General features: G+C 73.3%; 20 protein-coding genes. 17 read left to right on the plus strand and 3 right to left on the minus strand.

What is annotated here, in order from left to right; translation table 11 throughout:
* Window positions 1–67 precede the first annotated feature (67 nt).
* Window positions 68–1,288, plus strand: a complete 1,221-nt coding sequence (locus ACQP2F_RS31730) for a hypothetical protein (RefSeq protein WP_433293891.1) — start codon at window positions 68–70, stop codon at window positions 1,286–1,288.
* 26 nt (window positions 1,289–1,314) lie between these two features.
* A complete protein-coding gene (locus tag ACQP2F_RS31735; RefSeq protein WP_433293894.1) occupies window positions 1,315–2,463 on the plus strand; it encodes an alpha/beta hydrolase in 1,149 nt (382 codons plus the stop codon).
* Between the two features lie 256 nt (window positions 2,464–2,719).
* On the opposite strand, the gene ACQP2F_RS31740 is transcribed toward ACQP2F_RS31735, so the two are convergent.
* Window positions 2,720–4,063: an ATP-binding protein gene (locus ACQP2F_RS31740; RefSeq protein WP_433293896.1), complete on the minus strand. Its 1,344-nt coding sequence runs from the start codon at window positions 4,061–4,063 to the stop codon at window positions 2,720–2,722.
* Between the two features lie 57 nt (window positions 4,064–4,120).
* On the opposite strand from ACQP2F_RS31740, the gene ACQP2F_RS31745 reads away from it, so the two are divergent.
* The 6 genes from ACQP2F_RS31745 to ACQP2F_RS31770 all read left to right on the plus strand — a co-directional run bounded on the left by ACQP2F_RS31745 (window position 4,121) and on the right by ACQP2F_RS31770 (window position 8,987).
* Window positions 4,121–4,516 (plus strand): hypothetical protein, encoded by a 396-nt coding sequence (locus tag ACQP2F_RS31745; RefSeq protein WP_433293898.1) that lies wholly within the window; start codon window positions 4,121–4,123, stop codon window positions 4,514–4,516.
* 14 nt (window positions 4,517–4,530) lie between these two features.
* Window positions 4,531–5,205, plus strand: a complete 675-nt coding sequence (locus ACQP2F_RS31750; RefSeq protein ID WP_433293900.1) for a response regulator transcription factor — start codon at window positions 4,531–4,533, stop codon at window positions 5,203–5,205.
* 24 nt (window positions 5,206–5,229) lie between these two features.
* A complete protein-coding gene (locus ACQP2F_RS31755) occupies window positions 5,230–5,745 on the plus strand; it encodes a hypothetical protein (RefSeq protein ID WP_433293902.1) in 516 nt (171 codons plus the stop codon).
* 27 nt (window positions 5,746–5,772) lie between these two features.
* Window positions 5,773–6,258, plus strand: a complete 486-nt coding sequence (locus ACQP2F_RS31760; protein WP_433293904.1) for a glutathione peroxidase — start codon at window positions 5,773–5,775, stop codon at window positions 6,256–6,258.
* Between the two features lie 154 nt (window positions 6,259–6,412).
* The gene (locus ACQP2F_RS31765) at window positions 6,413–6,814 is read left to right on the plus strand and encodes a hypothetical protein (RefSeq protein WP_433293906.1); all 402 of its coding nucleotides are present in this window, start codon (window positions 6,413–6,415) and stop codon (window positions 6,812–6,814) included.
* 328 nt (window positions 6,815–7,142) lie between these two features.
* Window positions 7,143–8,987 carry a serine/threonine-protein kinase gene (locus tag ACQP2F_RS31770; protein ID WP_433293908.1) on the plus strand — a complete coding sequence of 615 codons (1,845 nt, stop codon included), beginning with the start codon at window positions 7,143–7,145 and terminating at the stop codon, window positions 8,985–8,987.
* Window positions 8,988–9,003: 16 nt separating this feature from the next.
* Here the strand turns inward: ACQP2F_RS31770 and ACQP2F_RS31775 are convergent, their stop codons facing one another.
* A complete protein-coding gene (locus ACQP2F_RS31775; RefSeq protein ID WP_433293911.1) occupies window positions 9,004–9,321 on the minus strand; it encodes a MerR family transcriptional regulator in 318 nt (105 codons plus the stop codon).
* A gap of 681 nt (window positions 9,322–10,002) precedes the next feature.
* Between ACQP2F_RS31775 and ACQP2F_RS31780 the strand changes: the two genes are divergently transcribed.
* From ACQP2F_RS31780 to ACQP2F_RS31820, 9 genes are all read left to right on the plus strand, one after another.
* Window positions 10,003–13,815 (plus strand): S8 family serine peptidase, encoded by a 3,813-nt coding sequence (locus tag ACQP2F_RS31780; RefSeq protein ID WP_433293913.1) that lies wholly within the window; start codon window positions 10,003–10,005, stop codon window positions 13,813–13,815.
* A gap of 55 nt (window positions 13,816–13,870) precedes the next feature.
* A complete protein-coding gene (locus ACQP2F_RS31785) occupies window positions 13,871–14,860 on the plus strand; it encodes a transcriptional regulator TrmB (RefSeq protein ID WP_433293916.1) in 990 nt (329 codons plus the stop codon).
* Window positions 14,861–14,964: 104 nt separating this feature from the next.
* Window positions 14,965–16,467 (plus strand): arylsulfatase, encoded by a 1,503-nt coding sequence (locus ACQP2F_RS31790; protein ID WP_433293918.1) that lies wholly within the window; start codon window positions 14,965–14,967, stop codon window positions 16,465–16,467.
* A 47-nt stretch (window positions 16,468–16,514) separates the two neighbouring features.
* Window positions 16,515–17,420: an SUMF1/EgtB/PvdO family nonheme iron enzyme gene (locus ACQP2F_RS31795; protein WP_433307672.1), complete on the plus strand. Its 906-nt coding sequence runs from the start codon at window positions 16,515–16,517 to the stop codon at window positions 17,418–17,420.
* Between the two features lie 68 nt (window positions 17,421–17,488).
* A complete protein-coding gene (locus tag ACQP2F_RS31800; protein WP_433293920.1) occupies window positions 17,489–17,989 on the plus strand; it encodes an RNA polymerase sigma factor in 501 nt (166 codons plus the stop codon).
* On the plus strand, window positions 17,982–18,524 hold the full coding sequence (locus ACQP2F_RS31805; RefSeq protein ID WP_433293922.1) for a hypothetical protein: 543 nt from the start codon (window positions 17,982–17,984) through the stop codon (window positions 18,522–18,524). Before ACQP2F_RS31800 ends, ACQP2F_RS31805 begins: the two co-directional genes overlap by 8 nt.
* 204 nt (window positions 18,525–18,728) lie before the next feature.
* On the plus strand, window positions 18,729–19,415 hold the full coding sequence (locus ACQP2F_RS31810; protein WP_433293924.1) for a hypothetical protein: 687 nt from the start codon (window positions 18,729–18,731) through the stop codon (window positions 19,413–19,415).
* Window positions 19,415–20,005, plus strand: coding sequence for a hypothetical protein (locus ACQP2F_RS31815; RefSeq protein ID WP_433293926.1), 591 nt, complete (start codon window positions 19,415–19,417; stop codon window positions 20,003–20,005). Before ACQP2F_RS31810 ends, ACQP2F_RS31815 begins: the two co-directional genes overlap by 1 nt.
* 82 nt (window positions 20,006–20,087) lie before the next feature.
* The gene (locus ACQP2F_RS31820) at window positions 20,088–21,770 is read left to right on the plus strand and encodes a SulP family inorganic anion transporter (RefSeq protein WP_433293929.1); all 1,683 of its coding nucleotides are present in this window, start codon (window positions 20,088–20,090) and stop codon (window positions 21,768–21,770) included.
* An 8-nt stretch (window positions 21,771–21,778) separates the two neighbouring features.
* Here the strand turns inward: ACQP2F_RS31820 and ACQP2F_RS31825 are convergent, their stop codons facing one another.
* Entirely contained in the window at window positions 21,779–23,098 is a 1,320-nt protein-coding gene (locus ACQP2F_RS31825; protein ID WP_433293931.1) for a neutral zinc metallopeptidase, read from the minus strand.
* Between the last annotated feature and the right edge of the window lie 37 nt (window positions 23,099–23,135).

Genomic DNA, 23,135 nt, shown 5'->3' on the forward strand with positions numbered 1-23,135 from the left:
CCCTGCGTGCCCTGTGAATGCGTTGGGAAACCGGTTCCTCTCATCCGCCTGTCATTTTCCGTGACGCATGGTGCTGGCGAAGCTGCCGGTCGACCGTGCCCGGCACCCCGCCGCCGGAGCCGAGATGTCCCTGACCGGTTCGCCGCTGATCGCCTGCTCGATCCTGGCCACGATCGCCGTCCTCGCCGGGACGGTCGTGGCCTGGTTCCGGGCCGGGTTTCTGCTGCGGACGGCGGGAGTGCTGCTCGGCGAGGTGCTGCTGGTGCTCTCGGTCGGGCTGGTGGTCAACCGGTCGCAGGGCTTCTACCCGAACTGGGCGGCCCTGCTGCACTCCGGCCGCCCGGCCGGGACGACGTACGCGGTGCGCCCCGGCCACCTCGACGGCTGGCTGCGCGCCCGGACGGCCGCCGGCCAGGGCTACGCCTTCGCCTGGCAGCCGGCCGGCTGGACGGGCTGGCACCTGGCCGGGGCGCCGCTGGTGGCCGTGCCGGCCGGCTACCTGGCCCACCCCGCCTGGCGCTACCCGGCGCTGCTGATCCTCGACGACGGCCGCACCGGCTGGACCGCGCCGGCCGAGACGGCGGCCGCCCGCAGCGCCGTCAGCGCGGCCGGCCCGGCCGTCATGGTCTTCGTCCGGACCACCGCGGCCACCGGCACCCCGCCGCTGACCGCCGCCCTGCCCGCCGCGCTGGCCCGCGACCTGCGGGTCACCACCCGCCGCTGGGCGCTGATCGCCCCGGCCACCGACGCCGTGCTGGCCGACCGCACGGTGGCCGCCGCCCCCGCTTACTATCCGGCGCTCGCCCTCGTCCAGCCGGTGTCGAAACTCTTCGCGAAGCCCCCGTCGAAGCCCCTCGCGAAGCCCCTGTCGACGCCGTTGTCCACGCCTCCGCGGAAACCCTTGTCCACGCCTCCGCCGAAACCCTTGTCGAAGCCCCCGCCGAAACCCTTGTCGAAGCCCTTGTCGAAGCCCGCGCCGAAACCCTTGGCGAAGCCGGCCGCCAAGGCCAGGGGCGCCGCCGGGCTCGGCCATCCGGTCGCGGCGGTCCTGCCGGCCGGCATCGACGTCACGGTCGTCCGGACCGTTCTCACCGCCGCCACCACCGCCGCGCCCTCGGTGGAGGCCGCCCTGACCGCGGCGCTCACCTGGGCCTGCCGGCAGACGCCTCCCCCGCTGGCCGCCTCGACTCCGGCCGCCGCCTCGCTCCCGGTCTACCGGCATCCGACCCGCTCACCCTCGCCGAGCGCCCCCGCCCTCCCCCGAGAAGGCCGCCATGTCCCCCGATAACCGCGCCCTCCGCTGGGTACGCCGCCATGTCGCCCGATAGCCTCGGCCTCGAGCTGCTCGCCCTGGCCGCGACCGTCGCCGCCGCGGTCGTGCTGAGCGCCGGCTGGGGCGTCATGCGGGTGTGGCTGCGCCCGGTGGCCGTGGCCGGCTGCCTGCTCACGCTGACCGCGACCACCCTCGTCTGGCTCAACCGGCAGGTAGACAGCTATCCGACCTGGGCCAGTCTCTTCGGCTCGACCGCCGACACGGCCACGCCCGCCACGCCCGCGAGCACCGGCGGCAGCACCGGCCAGGTCGTGCGCTTCACCGTCACCGGCCGGGCCAGCGGCCTGACGTTGCCGGTCTACGCCTACCTTCCCGCCGGGTACGGCCGCTCGCCGGGCACCCGCTACCCGGTCATCGAGGCGCTGCACGGATACCCGAGCTCGCCGGTTCAGTGGCTGAAGGGCTTCGGGGTCGCCACCGTCCTCGACCGCGAGATCGCCGCCGGCCGGATGGCGCCGACCGTCGTGATCTTCCCGTACCAGACGCCGCAGCCGATGCTCGACACCGAGTGCACCAACCTGGTCGGCGGCCCGCAGTCGGAGACGTTCCTAACCGTCGACGTGCCCGCCGCGATCCGGGCCCGGCTGTCGGTGCGCACCGACGCCGCGGGCTGGGGGCTGATCGGCTACTCGGCCGGCGGGTACTGCGCGATCGACCTCGCGCTGCGCCACCCCCGCGAGTACGCCGCCGGCGCCGGGCTGTCCGGCTACGCCACGCCGGGCATCCGGGTCGGCAACAACAGCGAGCACACGACGTACGACGATCTGTGGCGCCTCGCCCACCTGCCGATCCCGGCCGTCTCGCTGTACCTCTCCTGCGCCACCACCGACCGCGGCGCGATGCGCGACGCTCTCGCCCTGGCCCGCGCCGGGCGGCCGCCGCTGTCGGTCACCACGTCCTACATCCGCGGCGGCGGCCACAACGCGCAGACCTGGCACGCCATGGAGGCCCCCGCCTTCGACTGGTTGTCGACCACGCTGGGCCGTCCCGTCGTCTGGGCCCCGGCCGAGCAGGCGGTCCCGGCCGAGCAGGCGGCCCCGGCCGAGCAGGCGGCCCCGGCCCAGCAGGCGACGCCGTCCGGCCCGTCGACCGCCCTCCTCGCCGGAAGCCCCCGCCGGCCGCCCCACTGAGCGGTGGCACGCACCGCTGTGGACACTCCGCGGAAAGTGTCATACCCGGGCCCTACTCTGACCCCACCCAGTCGAGGGTGGGGTCAGAGTAGGGCGGGGCCAGAGCCGGACGGGGTCTGAGCTGGGCGGGGTCTGAGCTGGGCGGGGCCAGAGCAGGGCGGGGCCAGAGCAGGGCCGACCCGCGCGCAAAAAATGCGATCGCCGCACCGAGCGCGTGCCGCTCGCCAACGCGCGGCGTTGAGCAGCGGACCGGGGGCTATCCGGCCGGAAGCCGGACGGTGACCACGGCCCCGCCCAGCGGCGGCCCGTTGCGCAACTCAGCGGTGCCACCGTGAGCAGTCGCCACCGCCCGGACGATCGACAGGCCGAGCCCGGCCCCGGTGCTCGGCGTGCGCGACGGGTCACCGCGCACGAACCGCTCGAACGCCGCCCCCAGCAGCTCCGGCGCGAACCCCGGCCCGTCGTCGGCCCACGCGACGCACGCTTCCGGCGGCTCGAGCGTCACCGTCACCCGGGCCGACCGGGCGCCGGCCGCCGCGCTGTTGGCGGCCAGGTTGCTCAGCACCTGGCGCACCCGGTCGGCGTCGGCCTCGACGATCACCGGGTCGCCCCGCACCTCGATCGCCAGCCCGGTGACCCCGGTCAGCGCGCCGGCCTCGGCCCGGGCGAGGTCGGTCAGGTCCACCGGCTCCCGGCGCACCACCAGCGAGCCGTCCCGCTCGCGGGCCAGCAGCAGCAGGTCCTCGGCCAGGCGGCCGAGCCGAGCCACCTGGCCCCGGGCGGCCAGCAGCGACTGGCGTACCTCCTCGGGGTTGTCGGCCGCCGCTAGCGCGAGGTCGATCTCCCCGCGCAACACCGCGATCGGGGTGCGCAGCTCGTGGCTGGCGTCGTCGACGAAGGCGCGCTCGCGGGCGAAGGCCACCGCGAGCCGGGCCAGCATGCCGCGGAGGGTGGCCGACAACCGGGCGATCTCGTCGTCCCCGGCGACCAGTGGCAGCTCCCGGCCCGAGTCGAGGGTGGAGATCGCGGCCGCCTGCCGGGTCAGCGCGTCGACCGGGCGCAGCGCCGCGCGCAGCAGCAGCCAGCACAGCGTGGCCAGCGCGGCGACCAGCACCGGGGCGGCGACGAGCAGCACCACCAGCTGCCGGTTGCCGGCGCGCTCGATGTTGCCGGACGGCAGCGCGACGGCCAGCACCTCGCCGGTCCCGTCGACCGGGCGCGCCATCAGGCGTACGCGCCGGGGAGCCCCGCCCGCACCCAGCGGAAGCGTCATGCTCGTCGCCTTCGTGCCCCGCACCGCACGGACCTGAGCCGGCGTGAGCAGGACGTGCCCGGCGATCGAGGAGGCGGTCGCGAGCAGGGTGCCGTCCGGGGCGTACAGCTGGGCCATCGGATCGCCGGCGATCCCGCTGAGATCGCCCGCCCGCACGCTGCCGAGCAGGTCGTCGCCGCGCGCGGTCAGATCGGCGTCGACCGCGCTGTTCAGCTGCCGGTGCAGCGCCACGTAGAGCAGGCCGAGCGACAGCAGCAGCACGATCGAGGTGCCGACCCCGAAGAACAGGGCCAGCCGGGTCCGAATCGAGGCCGGGCCGAGCCGCACCGCGCCACCTCCGACGTTTTCACGATCCTCTCATGCGGCCGGTTCCACGATGGGCGCATGACCTCGGCCAACCCTCGCCCCGGCGGCTGGAACCGGCACCCCGGCGTACGCGCCGGGAGCCGGCCGACGGCGGGCGAGCGGGGCTGCCTGATCACCCTCACGATCGGCGTCCTGGTCGCGGTGGCCGCGGTGGCGGCCGGGCACCCCGGCGGATCGGCATGGCCGGCGGCCGCCCTCGCCGCCGTCGCCGCCGTCGGGGTGTCCGTCCTGCTGGTCACCGCCCGCCGGGCCGAGCGGATCGCCCGCGAACTGGCCCTGCACCACCTCGACGAGAGCCGGCGGTCGGCCGCCGTGGCCGAGGACCTGCGGGCCGAGATGCGGCGCCTGCACGACGACGTGGCCCGGCTCGCGGCGTACGCCGACATCGCCGCCTACCCGGCACGACGTCGGTGAGGGATCCTGGCGGCATGAGGGTGCTGGTCGTGGAGGACGATCCGGCGATGTCGGCGATGCTCCGGCGGGGGCTGCGCCGGGCCGGCTACGCCGTGGACAGCGCCGCCGACGGGGCCGAGGCGGTGTGGACCATCACCGAGACCGACTACGACGTGGTGGTCCTGGACGCGATGATCCCGCCGCCGGACGGGTTCGAGGTGTGCCGCCGCATCCGCGCCGCCGAGCGCTGGGTCCCGGTGCTGATGCTGACCGCGCGGGACGGCACGACCGACAAGATCCGCGGTCTCGACGCCGGCGCCGACGACTACCTGACCAAGCCGTTCGCGTTCGACGAGCTGCTGGCCCGGGTGCGCGCGCTGATCCGGCGGGAGCCGGGACAGCGGCCGGCGGTGCTGCGGGTGGGCGACCTCCTCCTCGACCCGGCCGAGCGGCGGGTGCGCCGGGGTGACACCGCGATCAGCCTGTCGGCCAAGGAGTTCGCGCTGCTGCACGAGCTGATGCGCCGCAACGGCGAGACCCTGAGCCGTACGCATCTCATCGAGCACGTGTGGGACTTCGCCTACGACGGCGGGTCGAACGTCGTCGACGTCTACGTCCGGTACCTGCGGGACAAGGTCGACCGCCCCTTCGGGCGCGACACGATCCGCACGGTCCGGGGCGCCGGCTATCGGCTCGACCCGGAGGCCTGACACCGGGCCGTACGATCCGAGGCTGTGACGGGGAGAAGGCGGGCCGGCCGGTGGGCGACGGCGGCCGCGCTCGGGTTGGTGGCCCTGGGATGCGCCCAGCCCGGCGCGCGCGACGGCGACTCGGCGCCATTGCCGTCCGGCAGTGCCTCGCCGTCGCCCACCTTCTCGGCCCAGGCCGCCCCGCCCCGGGACGGCGCGCCGCACGAGGCCGAGAACAACGGCTGGAAGCAGCGGCACGAGCTCAACTACGACGAGAAGCAGACCGGCGACGCCCTCGCCGCGCGCATCCGGCCGAAGCTCGCGGCGCTGCGTGCGGCCGGCGACTACGCCCCCGCCTCCACCCGGCAGGCCCTGCTCGGCCTCGGCCTGCGCCCGGACGACGTCGAGGTCACCGAGATGCGCACGCCGCCGGGCGCGGTCTTCGCGGTCCGCTTCCCCGAGGCCGGCTGCGTCATCGGCGACGTGCGCCCGGAGCGGCTCCTGGTCGAGGTCACCGGCGCCGGCGCCGAGTTCGGCTGCCTCGAGCCCTACACGCACTGACCGCGACGCCGAACTATCCTGATCTTCATGACCATCTTCGACGTGACGATCCCCGGCGGGACCGACCCCTCCACCCAGCTCGGCCCCCGGCCCGGTGTCGCCACCCTCGTGGTGAACGTGGCGTCCAAGTGCGGCCTCACGCCGCAGTACAACGGCCTCGAGCGGCTGCAGGAGCGCTACGCCGGCCGCGGCTTCACGGTCCTCGGCGTGCCGTGCAACCAGTTCGGCGGCCAGGAGCCGGGCACCGCCGACGAGATCGCCGAGTTCTGCTCCGCCACCTACGGCGTCACCTTCCCGCTGACCGAGAAGATCGAGGTCAACGGCGACAACCGGCATCCCCTGTACGCCGAGCTGGTCACCGTGCCCGACGGCGAGGGCTACACCGGCGACATCCGCTGGAACTTCGAGAAGTTCCTGGTCGCCCCGGACGGCAAGGTCGTGCGCTTCGGCCCCCGCACCGAGCCCGAGGACCCGTCGGTGGTCGCCGCGATCGAGGCGGCGCTCCCGAGCTGAGGTTCGGCTCGCCCCCGAGCTGAGGGTCGGCTCGCCCCGAGCTGAGGGTCCGGTTTCAGCGCCACGTCAGCGCCGTTCCAGTGTCCGATGCCATCGTCCGGTGACGGACGGCGGCCCGCTCCCACGCGGCCGCCCGGCAACGGAAGGACACCGCATGTACCGCACGCTCGGCGGCGCCACCGGCGCGGCGCTGGCCCTGGTCCTCGCCGCACCGGCGGCCGCGGTCGCGGCCCCGGCGACCGAATACACGATGAACCTCAGCAAGAGCTCGGCCGCCGTGGCGGCCGGCGGCCTGGCCTCGACCGTGATCACCTTCAACGCCGGCCCGAAGATCGAGAACAAGCGGGTGACGCTGAGCGCGACCGGCCTGCCCGGCGGCGTGACCGCGCTGTTCGCCCCGGCCAAGCCGGCACTCATCGGCAGCTCGATCCTGTTCCTGCGGACCTCGTCGTCGACCCCGGTCGGCTCGGCGACGATCACCATCACCGCGATCACGATCAGCAGCGACCCGATCGGCACCTCGGCCACCTTCACGCTGAACGTGACCGCGGGTTGATGAAGGCGACGCCGGCGGACGAGCATCGCGCTCACCCGCCGGCCCGCTCCGGCGCGGAGCGTGACGGCCGGCCATAGCGTCAATTGCCGCATACCCCACCAGACCTCCACGGCTCACGCTGCGTATTGACAGCCGACAATGTGCCAAAACCCACCAGTAACAAGAAGAGTGTTCAAAATAATGGCGCCCACGTGCTCGTACGCGTGACATTCGGTCGTAAGATCGGGGACCGTCCAGATCGGAAGTCGTCACCTTGCGTGAACTTCCTTCGCGTACGGGATGGGTATGCCAACAACATCGGCCGTCGACCGGGGTGGGAGCACGTCTCATGACGACTAGCCCGCTGCGGCCCGGCGACCCCCGGCGGCTCGGTGAGTACCGCCTGCTCTCGCGACTCGGCGAGGGCGGGATGGGCACCGTGTTCCTCGGCCGCGACCCGGCGGGCGGTCCCGTCGCGGTCAAGGTCATCAGGCCCGAGCACGCCCGCAACGACGAGTTCCGGGCCCGGTTCCGCAGCGAGGTGCAGCGGGCCCGGCAGGTTCCGTCCTTCTGCACCGCCGCGGTGCTCGACGCCGACCCCGACAACGACACGCCCTACCTGGTCGTGGAGTACGTGGAGGGGCCGAGCCTGCAGGACGTGGTCGAGGAGCGCGGCCCGATGTCCCCCGGCGACCTGCACAGCGTGGCGGTCGGCGTGGCGGCGGCCCTGACCGCGATCCACGGCGCCGGCATCATCCACCGTGACCTGAAGCCGAGCAACGTCCTGCTGTCGCTCGGCCTGCCCAAGGTGATCGACTTCGGCATCGCCCGGGCGCTCGAGGCGACCACCAAGTACACGCGTCCCGGCCGCTGGGTCGGCACGGTCGACTACATGGCGCCCGAGCGGCTCGATCCCGACGTCGGCCCGGTCACCCCGGCGGCCGACATCTTCGCCTGGGGCGGCGTGATCGTCTTCGCCGGCACCGGGCGCAACCCGTTCGTCGGCGACACCCCGGTGGCGACCGCCGCCCAGATCCTGACCAGGGCGCCCGAGCTGCGCGGGGTGCCGGAGTCGCTGGTCGACCTGGTCAGTCGCGCGTTCGCCAAGGACCCCAACGACCGGCCGGCCGCCAACGAGCTGCTGCAGCAGTTGCTGGCCGTGAACGTCCCGCACGCCACCACCCCGCCGCACACGAGGGCATCGCGCAACGGCTCGTCGCCGGCCGGGGCGGCACCGGCCGGCCCCGCGCCGGGCGGCCGGCGGTCGCGGCGGGCCGACAGCCGCTTCGACGCGCGCGAGCTGCTCGAGCAGATGATCGCGGAGGGACCGAAGCCGCCGACGCTCACCGGTCCACCGGCCGCGCCCGCGCCCGCGCCGGGCCGCCGCCGGCGGGCGGCCGCCGCTGCCGATTCGCCGTCGCCCCGGCGGACCTCGCCACGGCGGGCTGCGGAGGGCCGGGCGGCCTCGCGGCGGACGGTGCCCTCGCCGACGAGGGTGACCACCCGGCGGCTGACCTACGCGGTGGGCGCCCTGATGCTGGCGTCGCTGGCCGGGGCGACCGTCGCCTACGCCCGGACCAGGGGGGACGCGCCGAAGGCCGAAGCGCCCCAGCCGCACACCGAGGTCGCGACGGTGACGTCGGCGGCGCCGAGCCTGCGCCCGCCGTCCTTCTTCGACCCGCTGAGCGCCCCCGGCCGGTTCAAGCAGAGCAGCGCGGCGTCCGGCAGCTGCACGTTCCGCGACGATCGCCTGTGGGCCCAGGTCAAGGGCCGGTCGACGTACCAATGCGAGGGTCCCGCCGACTCGTTCTCCGGAAACCAGTCCATCGCAGTACGGGTGGAGCTCGCCAACGCCGACGCCTGCGCGATGGTCTGGTTCCGTTACCACGGCGACCGCGGCTACCAGCTGACGGCGTGCGCCGACCAGATCGAGCTGGAGGAGCTGGACGGCGCCGTCCTGACCTCGATCGGCAAGTCGTCGTCGACCGCGTTGCAGCCGGGGTCCCCGCACCAGCTCGCGATCGAGATCGCCGGCCAGCACGCCGCCGTCACCGTCGACGGCGCGGACGCGGTGCAGGGCGCCGTCACCGACCCCGACCTCACCTCGGGCCGCATCCAGCTCGGCGTCACCAGCACCGGCGGCGCCTCGACGGCCGAGGTGTCGTTCGCCGACCTCGACGCCCGGGCCAGTTGACCGGGAGCAGGGCCGGTCAGGCGCCGGTCTCCTGCTGACGCTTGTAGCGCTCGTTCAGCTCGAGGGCCTCGTGGAGCTGGTCTTCGAGGATGATGATCCGGCAGGCGGCTTCCAGCGCGGTGCCCTGCTCGACCATCTCCCGGGCCCGCACGGCGAGGCGCAACTGGTAGCGGGAGTAGCGGCGGTGGCCGCCGGCCGACCGGGTGGGAGTGATCAGCTTGGCCTCGCCGAGCCGGCGCAGGAAGTCGGGCGAGGCGCCGGTGATCTCGGCGGCTCGTCCCATGGTGTAGGCGGGATAGTCTTCGTCGCCGAACATGTCGTCGGGTGGGGCCATACGCTCTCCATGACGAGGGCCCCGGCGCTTCCGCGCCGGGGCCCAGGGTTTACGAGTCAAAACACCATCTACCGACAGAACGTCGGCTTGTCGTGTCCGCACCCACCGCCACTGGCGGCACCGGGCGCGAGGATCGCATAAGCGTGACCGAAGACCACCTCTCGTTCGATGGAAACTGCGGTGTCCGCCCCCGGGCAAGACTGCAATCCGGTAGCGGGCGATCCAACGGTGTCCAACCCTCCCTTTCCTCTGATTCTCAACTCGGTCGTGCAGCCCGCCGGCGCCGAAGCCCCACGCGAATCATGGCCCCGAGCACGTGCGACGAGCCTCTTGCCAGGTCGAGATCTGTGCCAGCACCTCGACCCGTCGCCCTGATCTGGACTTACATCAGGGTCTTGTCCAACCACTTCAACGTGCCTTACATGTGTCTTGCTGGGGACCGATCGAGCCCAGAACTCGGGTCCTGAGCCCTGCTTCACGTCGGTCCGATCGTCGGCGTCTTTCCACGATCTCGTCGTCAACACCGGGAACATTAGCCGACCCGCGCGAGAATATCTAGTCGTTCAGTCATAGATTTTCTCGGCCGGCCCTCGAGACCGCCGCGGCGGGTCGCCGCCAAGGCACGTCCCCGCCAGGCCAGGAGGATTCCGGCCGGGGAGCGGGGCCGGTAAACCCTTGGCCATGAATCTGCTTCCGCCCGGACGGCGGGCCGGACGCGCGCTGACCGCGCCGGTGGCCGGCGTCGTCGCCCTGGTGCTGGTCTCCGGCGCCGCGACCCCGACGCGACCCGCGGCCGCCTCCGCCCCGGCCGTCCGGACAGTCCCGGCGGTCGCCCCGGCCGGCGCGCACACCGTCACGCTGGTGACCGGCGACGTCGTGCGCGTGTCCGACGTGGGCGGCGGCCGGCACACCGTGGACGTCACCCGTCCCCGCGGCGCGCGGGGCGGGGTGCGGGCCGAGACGATCGGCCGCGACCTGTTCGTGGTGCCCGACGAGGCGCTGCCCTACCTGGCCGCCGATGCGGTCGACCGGCGGCTGTTCGACGTGACGTCGCTGATCGAGCAGGGCTACGACGACGCGCACAGCGACGGTGTACCGCTGATCCTCTCGTCGCCCGCCGCCGCGGCCCTGCCTCCGGTCCCGGCCGGCGCCCAGCCGGTTCGGGTGCTGAAGAGCATCCACGGCCGGTCGGTGCGGATCGCCAAGGGCCGCGCCCGGCAGGCGTGGACGGCGCTGGTCTCGCCGCACACGCCGGGCGCGACGAGCGGCGCGCGGGGCGCAGCGGGCGGCGCGCGGGATGCAGCGGGCGGGGCAGGACGCCGAGCGGGCGGGGCGGCGAGCGGCACCGCCAAGGTCTGGCTGGACGCGCGCGAACACGCCGACCTGGCACAGAGCACCGCCCAGATCGGTGCTCCGGCCGCGTGGGCGGCCGGCGTCGATGGTGCCGGGGTCAAGGTCGCCGTGCTCGACACCGGCGCCGACCTCGACCACCCCGACCTCGAGGGCCGGGTCGGCAGCGCGGTCAGCTTCGTGCCCGGCGAGAGCGCTCGCGACGGCAACGGGCACGGCACGCACACGCTGTCCACCGTGGGCGGCAGCGGCCGCGCCTCCGGCGGCGCGGAGCGTGGCGTGGCGCCCGGCGCCGACCTGCTGGTCGGCAAGGTCCTGTCCGACGCGGGCTCCGGCGCGGACTCCTGGATCATCGCCGGCATGGAATGGGCGGCCGGCCAGGGCGCCCGCGTGATCAGCATGAGCCTCGGCGGGTCGGCCCCGAGCGACGGCAGCGACCCGCTCAGCCAGGCCGTGAACCGGCTGACCGAGCAGACGGGCGCGCTTTTCGTCGTCGCGGCGGGAAATGCCGGCACCGAGGCCACCATCTCGGCGCCGGGCGCGGCGGACGCGGCGCTCACCGTCGCCGCGGTCGATTCCGATGATCAGCTGGCGAGTTTCTCGTCGATGGGCCCCCGCATCGGCGACTACGCCCTGAAACCGGACATCGCCGCGCCCGGCGTCGACATCCTGGCGGCCAAGGCCGGCGGCACCGCCGGCACCGGCTGGTACGAGACGTTGAGCGGCACCTCGATGGCGACGCCGCACGTGGCCGGGGCCGCGGCGCTGCTCGCCGAGCGCCATCCGGAGTGGCGGGCCACGCAGCTCAAGGACGCGCTGATGAGCACGTCCCGGCCGTTGTCCGCGACCGCCTATCAGGCCGGTGCCGGGCGGGTCGACGCCGCCGCGGCACTGCCGGCGACGGTCACCGCGACCGGCTCGGCCTACCTCGGCTTCGACGCCTGGCCGCACGGGGACGGCACGACGTCCGCGCGGACCGTGACCTACGCGAACAGCGGCGACACGCCGGTCACCCTCGACCTGCGGGAGACGGTGGCCGTGGCCGGCGGGCCGTACGACACCGACCCGCAGGCCGATGCCGGGACGCCCGCGCCGGACGGCATGTTCGGGCTCTCGGCCGCGTCGGTCACGGTGCCGGCGCACGGGACGGCGGCGGTCACCGCGAGCGCCCGCCCCGACCTGGCCGCGCCCGGGCGTCGCTACCTCGGTCAGATCGTCGCCGTCGACCGCTCGTCCGGCGCGGCGGTGCGCACCCAGGTCGGGCTCTACCGGGAGGACGAGCGCTACACCCTGCACCTGGACGTGAAGGACCGGGCCGGCGCGCCGGTGACCGGGTACGTCGAGATCCAGCAGGCCGGCGTGCCGGACCCGACGTACGTCTTCGTCGAGGGCACCGCCGACCTGCGGTTGCGGGCCGGCACGTACAGCGTGGTGTCCTACGCCGACGTCGCCGGCAGTCACGGGCCGGATTCGGCCGGCCTGGCGCTGCTCGGCGCGCCGGAGGTCGTGCTCGACCACAGCCAGTCGCTGGTGCTCGACGCCCGGCGGGCCCGGGAGGTCACCGCGCAGGTGCCGCGCACCACCGAGGACCGCATGCTGTACCTCGACTGGTACCGCAGCTTCGGCGCGGAGAGCGTAATCGCCAGCCAGTACATGTTGCCCGCCGTCTACGACACCATGTACGCGCTGCCGACCGCCCGGGTCACCACCGGAGACTTCGAGTTCGAGGCCCGCTGGCGCAAGGCGTACCCGCTGCTCACGGTGGCCGATCGCGGCAAGCCGTTGATGATCCTCGGTCTCGCCGGGTCCTCGTTCTTCGACGGGCGGGCCGAGCTCGACGCGATCTACGCCGGGACCGGAACGGCGGACGACTACGCCGGCCTGCGGGCGAAGGGACGGGCGGTGCTGGTGACCCGGTCGGACGCGGTGACCGGCAGCGAGCGAGCCCGCAATGCGGCGGCGGCCGGGGCGCGGCTGCTGATCGTGGTCAACGACGGGCCGGGCAAGCTCGCCGACTATGTGGGCGGCGACGACGGCGGCTACAGCGCTGTCCCGGTGGTGTCGGTGACCGCTCGCGCCGGCGCGAGCCTGATCCCGCGGGCACGACAGGGCCGGCTGCGCCTTGCCGTCGCCGGGGTGCCCGACTCGCCGTACGTCTACGACCTGGTCGACCCGCACCCGGGCCGGATTCCGGAGAAGCTCGCCTACCGGCCGCGGCCGGGCGACCTGGCGACGGTCGACATGCGGTTCCACAGCCTCGACCGGCGCACCCGCTACCCGAGCGGCGAGTTCCGCTGGGACTACCGGCCGTACCGCACGTACGGCCTCGGCGCCCTGCTGCGGACCACGATGCCCGGCACCCGGGTCGACTACACCTCGGCCCAGCCGGGCACCGCGTGGGCCGAGGCCGCCGTCACCGGCCCGGGCCTGAACCTGGTGTCCAGTGCCGAGGTGCACGCCCTGCGGCCCGGCGCACGCACGGTCGATGACTGGTTCGGGCCGGTCGTGCGGCCGCGGGACGGCGGCGGCTACTGGTCGTCCACCCGCGACGATCTGTCCATCGCGATAAACGTCCAGCCCTGGGCGGACGGCGGGGCCGGGCACGCCGGATACCTCCAGGACGGCGACACCAAACAGATGAAGGTCTACCAGGACGGCACGCTGGTGAGCACGTCCGACTGGGCGTCGGCGTCGCTGTACCCGATCCCGGCCGGGCCCGCGACGTACACCCTGGATCTGGTCGCGAGCCGCGACCCGGCGGTCTTCCGCCTGTCGCCGCGCAGCCACACCGTCTGGACCGTCAAGTCGGTGCCGGCGGCGCCGGGCCGGGTCGAGCTGATGCCCGTCCTGCAGCTGGACTACCGGATCGGCGCCGACCTGGCCGGCGACGTGCCGGGCGGCCGGCAGTCGATCGGGCTCGCCGCCGTGCACCTGCCGGGCGCGGCGGGTGCGGGGACGATCGCCGGGGCGACGCTGTCCGTCTCGTTCGACGACGGGGTCACCTGGCGTCCGGTGCCGGTGGCCGGCGGCGTCGCGTCCTTCACGGCGCCGCATCACGGCTTCGTGTCGCTGCGGGCGCGCGCCTGGGACACCCGCGGCAACGCCGTCACGCAGGAGGTGATCAGGGCCTACGGTCTCAGATGAGCGGCGAAAGACGCCGTCCGTTGGCGGCCGCGGCGCCCGCTCGTACCCTCGGAGCATGCTCGCCGCCCTGGGCCTCGATGCCGCTGAGGAGAAGGCATATCGCCTGCTCGTCGCGGGCGGCGATGCCACGCTGGAGGAGCTGCTGCCCGGGGCCGGCACGACCCGGGCCGAGCTCACCGACTCCTTGGCCGGGCTGGTCGGGCGCGGCCTGGCCACCGCCCAGCCGTCGCCGGCCGGGGACGGGGTGGTGCGGTTCGCCCCGGCGCCGCCCGCGATCGCCCTCGCCGGTCTGCTGCGGAGCCGGCACGACGACCTGCGCGCGGCCGAGCTGGCGATCGCGGCGCTGGCCGAGACGTACCGGTCGGCGAGCGCCGGGCGGACGGCCGCCGACGTCATCGAGGTGATCACCGATGTGGACGGTGTCCGGCACCGGTTCACGCAGCTGCAGGAGGGGGCCCGCGAGGAGGTGCTCTCGCTGGTCGTTCCCCACCTGTCGGTGGTGCCGCACCGGGAGAACGCGGCGGGCGACGACTGCCTGCGCCGCGGCGTCCGCTACCGGGCGATCATCGACCGGCGGGTGCTGGACCAGCCGGGCGCGGTCGGCGACGTCATCGACAGCGCCGCCGCCGGGCAGGAGATCCGGGTGGTCGACCGGGTGCCGGTCAAGGCGGTGATCGTCGACCGCGAGGTGGCGATGCTGCCGCTGCGGCACAACCAGCACACCGCCCACGCGTCCGTGCTCATCCACCCGAGCGGGCTGCTCGACGCCATGCTCGCGCTGCACGATGTGCTCTGGGAGCGGGGCTACCCGCTGCTGCCCGGGGCCGGCGCCGGGGCCGGAACCGGGGCCGGGGCCGACATCGACGAGGTCGACGGGCGGATCCTGGCTCTGCTGCTCAGTGGCCTGACCGACCAGGCCGTCGCCGGCAAGCTCGGGCTGTCGCTGCGCACGGTGCAGCGCCGCATCCATCAGCTCATGGCCCGGGCCGGCGTCGGCACCCGGGTGCAGCTGGGCTGGCACGCCGCACGCAAAGGATGGGCCTGAAACAGGCGACCGGCCCGCCGGTGCCTCACCCGGGCGGGATGAGGCGACCCCGGTGCGGCGCCGCTTGACTCGACCCGAGCACTCGAGCAGCGGGGAGGTCAGCGATGCCGACGGACCGGCCGAACATCCTGGTCATCTGGGGCGACGACATCGGAATCTCCAACCTGAGCTGCTACAGCGACGGGTTGATGGGGTATCGGACGCCGAACATCGACCGGATCGCCGAGGAGGGCGCCCGGTTCACCGACTACTACGGCGAGCAGAGCTGCACCGCCGGCCGGGCCGCCTTCATCTGCGGGCAGAACCCGATCCGTACCGGGCTCACCAAGGTCGGCATGCCGGGCGCCGAGGTCGGCATCAAGCCCGAGGATCCGACGATCGCGACGGCGCTCAAGGCGCACGGGTACGCGACCGGCCAGTTCGGCAAGAACCACCTCGGCGACCGCGACGAGCATCTGCCGACCGTGCACGGCTTCGACGAGTTCTTCGGCAACCTCTACCACCTCAACGCCGAGGAGGAGCCCGAGCTCGAGGACTACCCGCAGCCCGAGGAGTTCCCCGAGTTCCACAAGCGGTTCGGCCCGCGCGGCGTCATCCACTCCTGGGCGGACAAGGACGGCACCCAGCGGATCGAGGACACCGGCCCGCTGACCAGGAAGCGGATGGAGACCGTCGACGACGAGTTCCTCGCCGCCGCCTCGGGCTTCATCCGCGACAAGGCCGCCGCCGAGCAACCGTTCTTCGTGTGGTTCAACGCCACCCACATGCACTTCCGCACCCACGTCAAGCCGGAGAGCCGCGGTCAGGCCGGGCGGTGGCAGTCGGACTACCACGACACGATGATCGACCACGACAAGCTCGTCGGTGACCTGCTCGGGTTGCTCGACGAGCTGAGCATCGCCGACGACACGATCGTCGTCTACTCGACCGACAATGGGCCGCACATGAACACCTGGCCGGACGCCGGCATGACCCCGTTCCGCGGCGAGAAGAACTCGAACTGGGAGGGCGCGTACCGGGTGCCCTCGGTCGTGCGGTGGCCCGGGCGGATCCCCGCGGGAGTCGTGCTGAACGACATCATGAGCCACACCGACTGGTTCCCCACGCTGCTCGCCGCGGCCGGTGTGCCGGACATCGCGGCTCAGCTGCGGGCCGGCGCCGACCTCGACGGCACCCGCTATCACGTCCACCTCGACGGCCACGACCAGCTCGACTACCTGACCGGGCGGTCCGCGACCAGCGCGCGGCAGCACTTCTTCTACGTGTCCGACGACGGCGATCTGACCGCCGTGCGGTACGGCAACTGGAAGCTGGTCTTCCTCGAGCAGCGCGCCACGGGCACCCTGCGGGTGTGGGCCGAGCCCTTCACCGAGCTGCGGGTTCCCAAGATCTTCAACCTGCGCACCGACCCGTACGAGCGGGCCGACGTCACCTCGAACACCTACTACGACTGGTGCCTCGACCACGCGTGGCTGGCCGTGCCGATGCAGGCGTTCGTCGCCAACATGCTGCAGACCTTCGCCGAGTTCCCCCGCCGGCAGAAGCCCGCCAGCTTCAGCCTCGAACAGGTGCTGGCGAAGCTGCAGGCCGGAATGCCGAGCACGTGACCGCGGCGGCCTCCTCGCCGGCGCCGCCGGTCGCGCCGGACGCCGACATGGTCTGGGTGCCCGGCGGCACGTTCCGGATGGGATCCGACGACCACTACCCGGAGGAGGCGCCGGTCCGCGAGGTCGAGGTCGGCGGCCTCTGGGTGTGCCGGACGACGGTGACCAACGCCGCCTTCGCCGCGTTCGTGGCCGCGACCGGCTACCGCACCGTGGCCGAGCGGCCGCTCGACCCGGCCGACTTCCCGGGCGCCCCGGCTGCGAATCTGGTGCCCGGGTCCATGGTCTTCACCGGCACGCCGGGCCCGGTCGACCTGCGCCACCTGAGCCAGTGGTGGGTGTGGGCGCCGGGTGCGTCCTGGCGTCATCCGGAGGGGCCGGGCAGCGACCTCGACGGCCGCGCCGACCATCCCGTGGTGCATGTCGCCTACGAGGACGCCGCGGCCTACGCGGCCTGGGCCGGGCTGGCGCTGCCGACCGAGGCGCAGTGGGAGCACGCGGCCCGGGGCGGCCTCGACGGGGCCACCTACACCTGGGGGAACGAGCCGGAGACCCCGCGCCGGCGACGGGCGAACTACTGGCACGGCGACTTCCCGTGGCGGGCCGAGAGCGGCTACGGCCACACCGCGCCGGTCGGCTCCTTCCCGCCCAACGGCTACGGCCTGGCCGACATGGCCGGCAACGTGTGGGAGTGGACCCAGGACTGGTACGCCGAACGACGCTGGGCCGGCTACTCCGCCTGCTGCCTCCCCCGTGATCCGCGCGGCGGGCGGCCGGAGGACAGCTACGACCGGGCGCAGCCGGGGACCCGGATCCCTCGCAAGGTCATCAAAGGCGGCTCGTTCCTCTGCGCCGACACCTACTGCCTGCGGTACCGGCCGGCCGCGCGCCGGCCGCACATGGTCGACACCGGCATGAGCCACATCGGCTTTCGCTGCGTCGCGCCGTCGCGCTGAACACGCCCGCACGGCGCAATTTGCCAACTCCATGGAACCGGACGGGCTCGCCACGGGTTCTAAGAGTCGTGAGCGAATTGTCGTCCGGCCCAGAAGCCGTCGGTGAGTTGTACCGAGCCTGCTACGGCCGGCTGGTCGGGGTCGTGGCGCTGGCCGCCGACGGCCGCGCCGAGGCCGAGGAGTGCGTGCAGGAGGCATTCATCCGGCTGCTCGACCAGTGGTCTCGGGTGTCCCGGTACGAGGCACCGGAGGCATGGTTGCGGACCGTCGCTTTCCGGCTCTTGTCGAACCGGCGCCGAAAAGCCCGCAACGCCTGGCGGGCGCTGATCCGGCAGGGCCCGGCCACGGCGGCCGCCCCGCCGAACGCCGACAAGATCGATGTGGTGCGCGCGCTGCGGCAGCTTCCGGCGCCCCAGCGTCAGGTCATCGTCCTGCATCATCTCGCGGATCTCCCCGTGCACGAGGTCGCCAGGACGCTCGCCGTCTCGGAAGGCACGGTCAAGTCACGGCTCAGCCGGGCGCGCAGCGCTCTGGCCTTTCTGCTCAACGAGGAGGCGACGCATGCCTGATCTGAGGACGCTGCTGAGTGCTGCCGCGGAGCAGCAGGAGCCCGGGCGCCGGCCCGAGTTCGCCACCCTGCGCGCCCGGGCCCGCCGGCGCCGCCGTCTCCGGCGCATCGCGACGGGCGTGGCGGTGGCGCTGGTGGCGGGGCTGGCGATCGGCACGATTCCGTTTCTGCGGGCGTGGAACCGGCCGGGTGACGGCGATCAGGCCGCCGGCCGGACCACCATCCAGCCGAGCACCCGGGCCGCCGCCGTGGCGGCCACCGTGCGCGGGGGCCTGCTGCGGGTGGGCGGCCCGGCCGGGACCAAGCCCGCCGGCCTGCCGGGCACGGTGCGGTTCCAAGCCGAGGGCGGGGAGATCACCAGCGTCCGGACGGCCGACGACGGCACCTTCTCGATCACGGTGAAACCGGGACGCTACATCGTCACCGGGACCAGTCCGTTGTTCGGTTCCGGCAAATACGAATGCCATACGGAGAAGCCTGTCGAAATAACAGCGGCCGGTCTCGATAATGTACAGGTGATCTGCAATCAACGATGATTACCTGAAGTCACGAAAGGTGGTCGACGGGCCATCGCAATCACTCTGCGCGGCCGCCGTTCCGGCACCGTGACGAAAGCCGTCACGCACCGTCGGCACGCCGAACGAACGGTCGGTCAGCGCATCGATTTATGTCAATAATGCGACGACCGGTCCACGATGGACAGCACCTACTCTCGGCCTATCCCATACAAGGAGGCCAGGGTGAGGAAAGGATTCGGAGCCGCGGTCGTCGCCGCCTGCGTGGTGACGGTGGGGCTGATCGCTCCACAGGCGGCACAGGCCAGCACGCCCGGTTGTTCGCTCAGTTCCCATTGCTACTCGATTCTGCGAGGCTCGGGAACCACCTTCTACGGCATGTACGGGACGTGGAACCGCGCCGCCATGGGCACCTCGTCCTCAGCGTCCAATCCGCAGTTCGTCGACTCGGAAATGTGGTTCTCCCCCAACGCCAGCACCAATGCGTGGGTGGAGACCGGGCTGACCCGAGGCTACTTCGCGGTGCCGGCCGCGAACGGCTACTACGCCTTCGGCGCCTACCAGACCACCGGCGGCACCTACCACGAGTACAGCTTCGGCGCGGTCTCGCAGAGCTCGGGGGTCACCGACGAGTATCAGATCTCCCGTGCCGGCACGACGAACACCTTCCGGATCTATTTCGACGGCTCGTACAAGACCACACCGAGCGTCGGCTTCTGGAGCGGCAGCACGCTGGACATCGGCGCCGAGGTGGCCACCTCGTCGGGCACCGCCGGGACCTTCAACATGTATCCGAAGGGCCTCAACTCGGCCGGCTCGCGCGTGAACCTGGGCACCGAGACGCCGATCGTCGACTCCCCGCTGTACGGCCACCGCCCCGGTGAGTCGGCCTGGACCTGGAGGATCCCGTGATGAAGAACCGCTATCGGATTCTCGCCGCGGCGGCCGTCGTCGCCACCGGTTCGGCGATCGTGCTGGCCACTCAGGCGGCGCAAGCGCAGGCTCCCGTCCTCGGCGGTGGCGCGCACTCGGCGGTCGCCGATTCGTCGTGCCGGCTCGACGCCGTGGCGCCGGCCCCGACCGGGCGGGACTCCCGCTGGGTCGACATGTGGCGCTCGAATCCCGCCTCGCAGAAGCCGGCCACCGCCCGGGCCCTCACGGCTCCGGATGCGGTGACCGCGGCCCAGGCTGTGCCCGGCGCCGGTGGCCGGGCGGGGCTGAAGGTGGCCGGTTCGCCGGCGGCGGCGGCGCAGATGTCGTACGCCCGGGCGGCCGCCTCGACCGGGGACGACGTCGCCGAGGGCATCGTCGCTCCCGACCGGTGCGTCTGGCTGGTCACGGTCAAGGCCGCCTTCACACCCCGGTCGGTGCCGTACGGTGCCAAGCCCGTGCAGTACGACTCCTACACGACCGTGTTCGACGCGGCCACCGGCCAGTTCCTGTCGATCACGGCCGGACCCGCCGCTCCCGACGTGCTGAGCGGCGCGAACATCGCCTCCTGACCACCGCCGGCAGGCCCGCGACGAAGGCTCATCCGCCGCGCATGATGCTCGGCCGGCGACGGCACGCCGACAATACGGCGTGGTGATCGCCGGCCGGGCCTGGCGCTGGCTGCGCCGGGTGGCGCCGCAGCGGGAGACGGTCCGCAAGGATCTCGTGGCCGGGCTGCCGGGAGCGATCAGCGGCGTGCCCGACGGCATGGCGGCGAGCGTGCTGGCCGGTGTCAACCCGGTGTACGGCCTCTACGCCAGCATCTTCGGCCCGATCGGTGGCGGCCTCACGGCGGGCACCCGGCTCATGGTCATCACGACGACCAGCGCCGCCGCCGTCGCCGCCGGGTCGGCGCTCGCCGACGTCCCGGCCGCGGACAAGCCACGAGCGCTGTTCCTGCTGACCCTGATGGCCGGGGCGCTGATGGTCCTGGCCGGGGTCGCCCGGCTCGGTCGGTACATCCGGTTCGTGCCGCATTCGGTCATGATCGGATTCCTGTCCGGGGTGGCCGTGAACATCGTCCTGAGTCAGCTCCCGGTGCTCGCCGGCACCACCGCGAGCGGCCCGTTCGCCCTGGCCAAGGCCTGGGACCTGATCCGGCACCTGGGCCGGGTGAACGTCGGCGCGCTGCTGGCCGGGCTGTTCGCCATGGCGGTGCTGGTGGCCTTCCGCCGCACCCGGTTCGCGACGTACGCGACGCTGGTCGCGCTGATCGTGCCCAGTGTCGTCGTCGCGATCGTCCCGGCCGGCTCGGTGCCGGTGGCCGGGGACGGTGGTGGCATCCCGAGCGGGCTGCCGGCGCCGGTCCTGCCGCACCTCTCCGACTTCTCGTTCAGCCTGCTGGCCGGGGCGTTCGCGGTCGCCGCCGTCGTCCTGGTGCAGGGCGCGGGGGTGAGCGAGTCGGCGCCCAATCCGGACAAGTCCCGGCCCGACCCGAACACCGACTTCGTGGCGCAGGGGGTGGGCAACCTGCTCGCCGGGCTGTTCCGGGGCCAGCCGGTCGGTGGCTCGGTCGGCCGCACCGCGCTCAACGTCGCGTCCGGCGCCGCCGACCGCTGGGCCGGCATCTTCTCCGGCCTGTGGATGGCCGTGCTGCTCCTGCTCTTCTCCGGCCTGGTCGGCGCCGTGGTGATGTCGACCCTGGCCGCGGTGCTCATCGTCGCGGCGGTCGGCGCGTTCCGGACCGCCGACGTACGGGCGATCCTGCGCACCGGTGCCATCTCCCGGGTCGCGGTGATCGCGACCTTCCTGGCCACGCTGTTTCTGCCGGTGGCCGCCGCCGTCGGCATCGGCGTGGCGCTGTCGCTGGTCATGCAGCTCAACCGGGAGGCGGCGGACCTGCGGGTGGTACGGCTGACGCCGCGCGACGACGGCGCCTTCGTCGAGCAGCCGGCGCCGCCGAGGCTGGAGTCCCGCCAGGTCGTGCTGCTCGACGTCTACGGCAGCCTGTTCTACGCCGGCGCCCGGACTCTGCAGGCCCGCCTGCCCGAGCCCGGGGATGCCGAGCGGCCGGTCGTGGTCCTGCGGCTGCGCGGACGCGCCATGCTCGGCGCGACCGCCTTCGCCGTCCTCTCCGACTACGCCGGGCGGCTGGCCGACGCCGGCGGCCGGCTCTACCTCACCGGCGTCGACCCGGCCGTGCTGCGCCAGCTCCAGCGCAACCGGACGGTCGAGCGGGTGGACGGCGTCCGGATCTTCGAGGCGACCGACGTGGTCGGCGAGTCCAGCCTCGAGGGCTATCACGCCGCCCAGCGATGGCTGGCGACGCCGGGCTGATCGCGCGGTCACTTGCAGGCGGACAGGCCGTTCAGGACGCCGTTGCGGTAGGCGGCGATGCGCTCGAAGCCCGAGGCTCCCGACCCGCCGGTGGCCCGGGCCAGCGCGAGCAGGGCGCCGACCGCCTCGTCCAGGTCGCCGGGCGACAACGTCGGGGTGTTGCTCTGCCGGGGACGATGGAGCAGGTCGTACGTCCAGGTGCCGTTGAGGCAGTCGACCGCGAGCTGCCCGGCGCTGCCCTCGGTCGACGCGCCGCGCCGATGCTGGACCGCGCGCGCGTACAGGTCACCGAGGATCAGCCCGACGGCGTTGTCGCCGAAGGCGTCGTACAGCACCTGGAGTTTCTGGTCGTCGTAGGCGATGAAGTCGCCCTCGGGGCAGTAGAAGGCGGCGCCGTCGGCGATGGCGTCCGGCTTCGGGCACGCGGGCGCCGAGGACGGGTCGAACGGTTGCACCGTCAGCGGCTTCCACGGCTGGCCGGTGAGTTGCGGGTACGCCTTGGCCCAGTACGCCTCCAGGTCGTTGACGACCGTGGTGACCGCCTCGCCGTACGGCAGGTTGCCGCCGTTCGCAGCGTCCTGCCTCTGGGTGAACGGCACCTCGGTGATCGGCAGGTTGTCGGCGTTGTAGCCGGCACACTTGGTGGCGCCGTTCTCCACGCCGTCCTGCAAGGCCCGGATCCGGTCGAAGGCGTTGCCGTGTGCGCCCGGGTTCGTCGCGGACGTGCCCGGCTGGTCGCGCAGCTGCAGCATGCCGGCGAGCGCGTCGTCGATCTGGGCCGGGGTGATGCCGGTGAACGAGGGCGAGTGGCCGGCCTTCGCATCGGCGAGCCAGGCCCCGGCGTAGCAGTCGGCCTGCTGCTCGAGGACCACCGTGGGCTGGTCGGTGTCGCCCAGCCGGTGCTGGATGGCGTGCCCGTACTCGTGCGCGAAGACCAGCGCGACCAGCAGCCGGCCGAACTGGCTCTGCAGCTGCGGGATCAGCTTCTCGGCGTCCCAGGCGATGAAGTCGCCAACCGGGCAGTAGAAGGCGTTCGGCTGATAGACGCCCTCCTCGCCACCGCAGGCCGGGGGCGGGGTGCTTTGCGTGTACGGGTGATAGCCGCCCTGCAGGGGCTCGAACGGCTTCCCGCCGCTGACCGTCGGATAGGTCTCCGTCCAGTACCGCTGCATGTCGCTCAGCGCCTTGTCCACGACCTGCGCCGGCGACAGCGACGCCGTCGGCGTGGCGGCCACCGACGACGGGCCGGTCCCGCCGCTGCATCCGCTGAGGGCCACGAACAGGGCTGCTCCGGCGGCCAGCGAGGCCTTCGCGCGGATCCCGGTCATGATGATCCGTCCTCCCGTCTCGGCGACTCCTCAGCCT

Source organism: Actinoplanes sp. CA-030573, assembly GCF_050951115.1.
GTDB lineage: Bacteria > Actinomycetota > Actinomycetes > Mycobacteriales > Micromonosporaceae > Actinoplanes.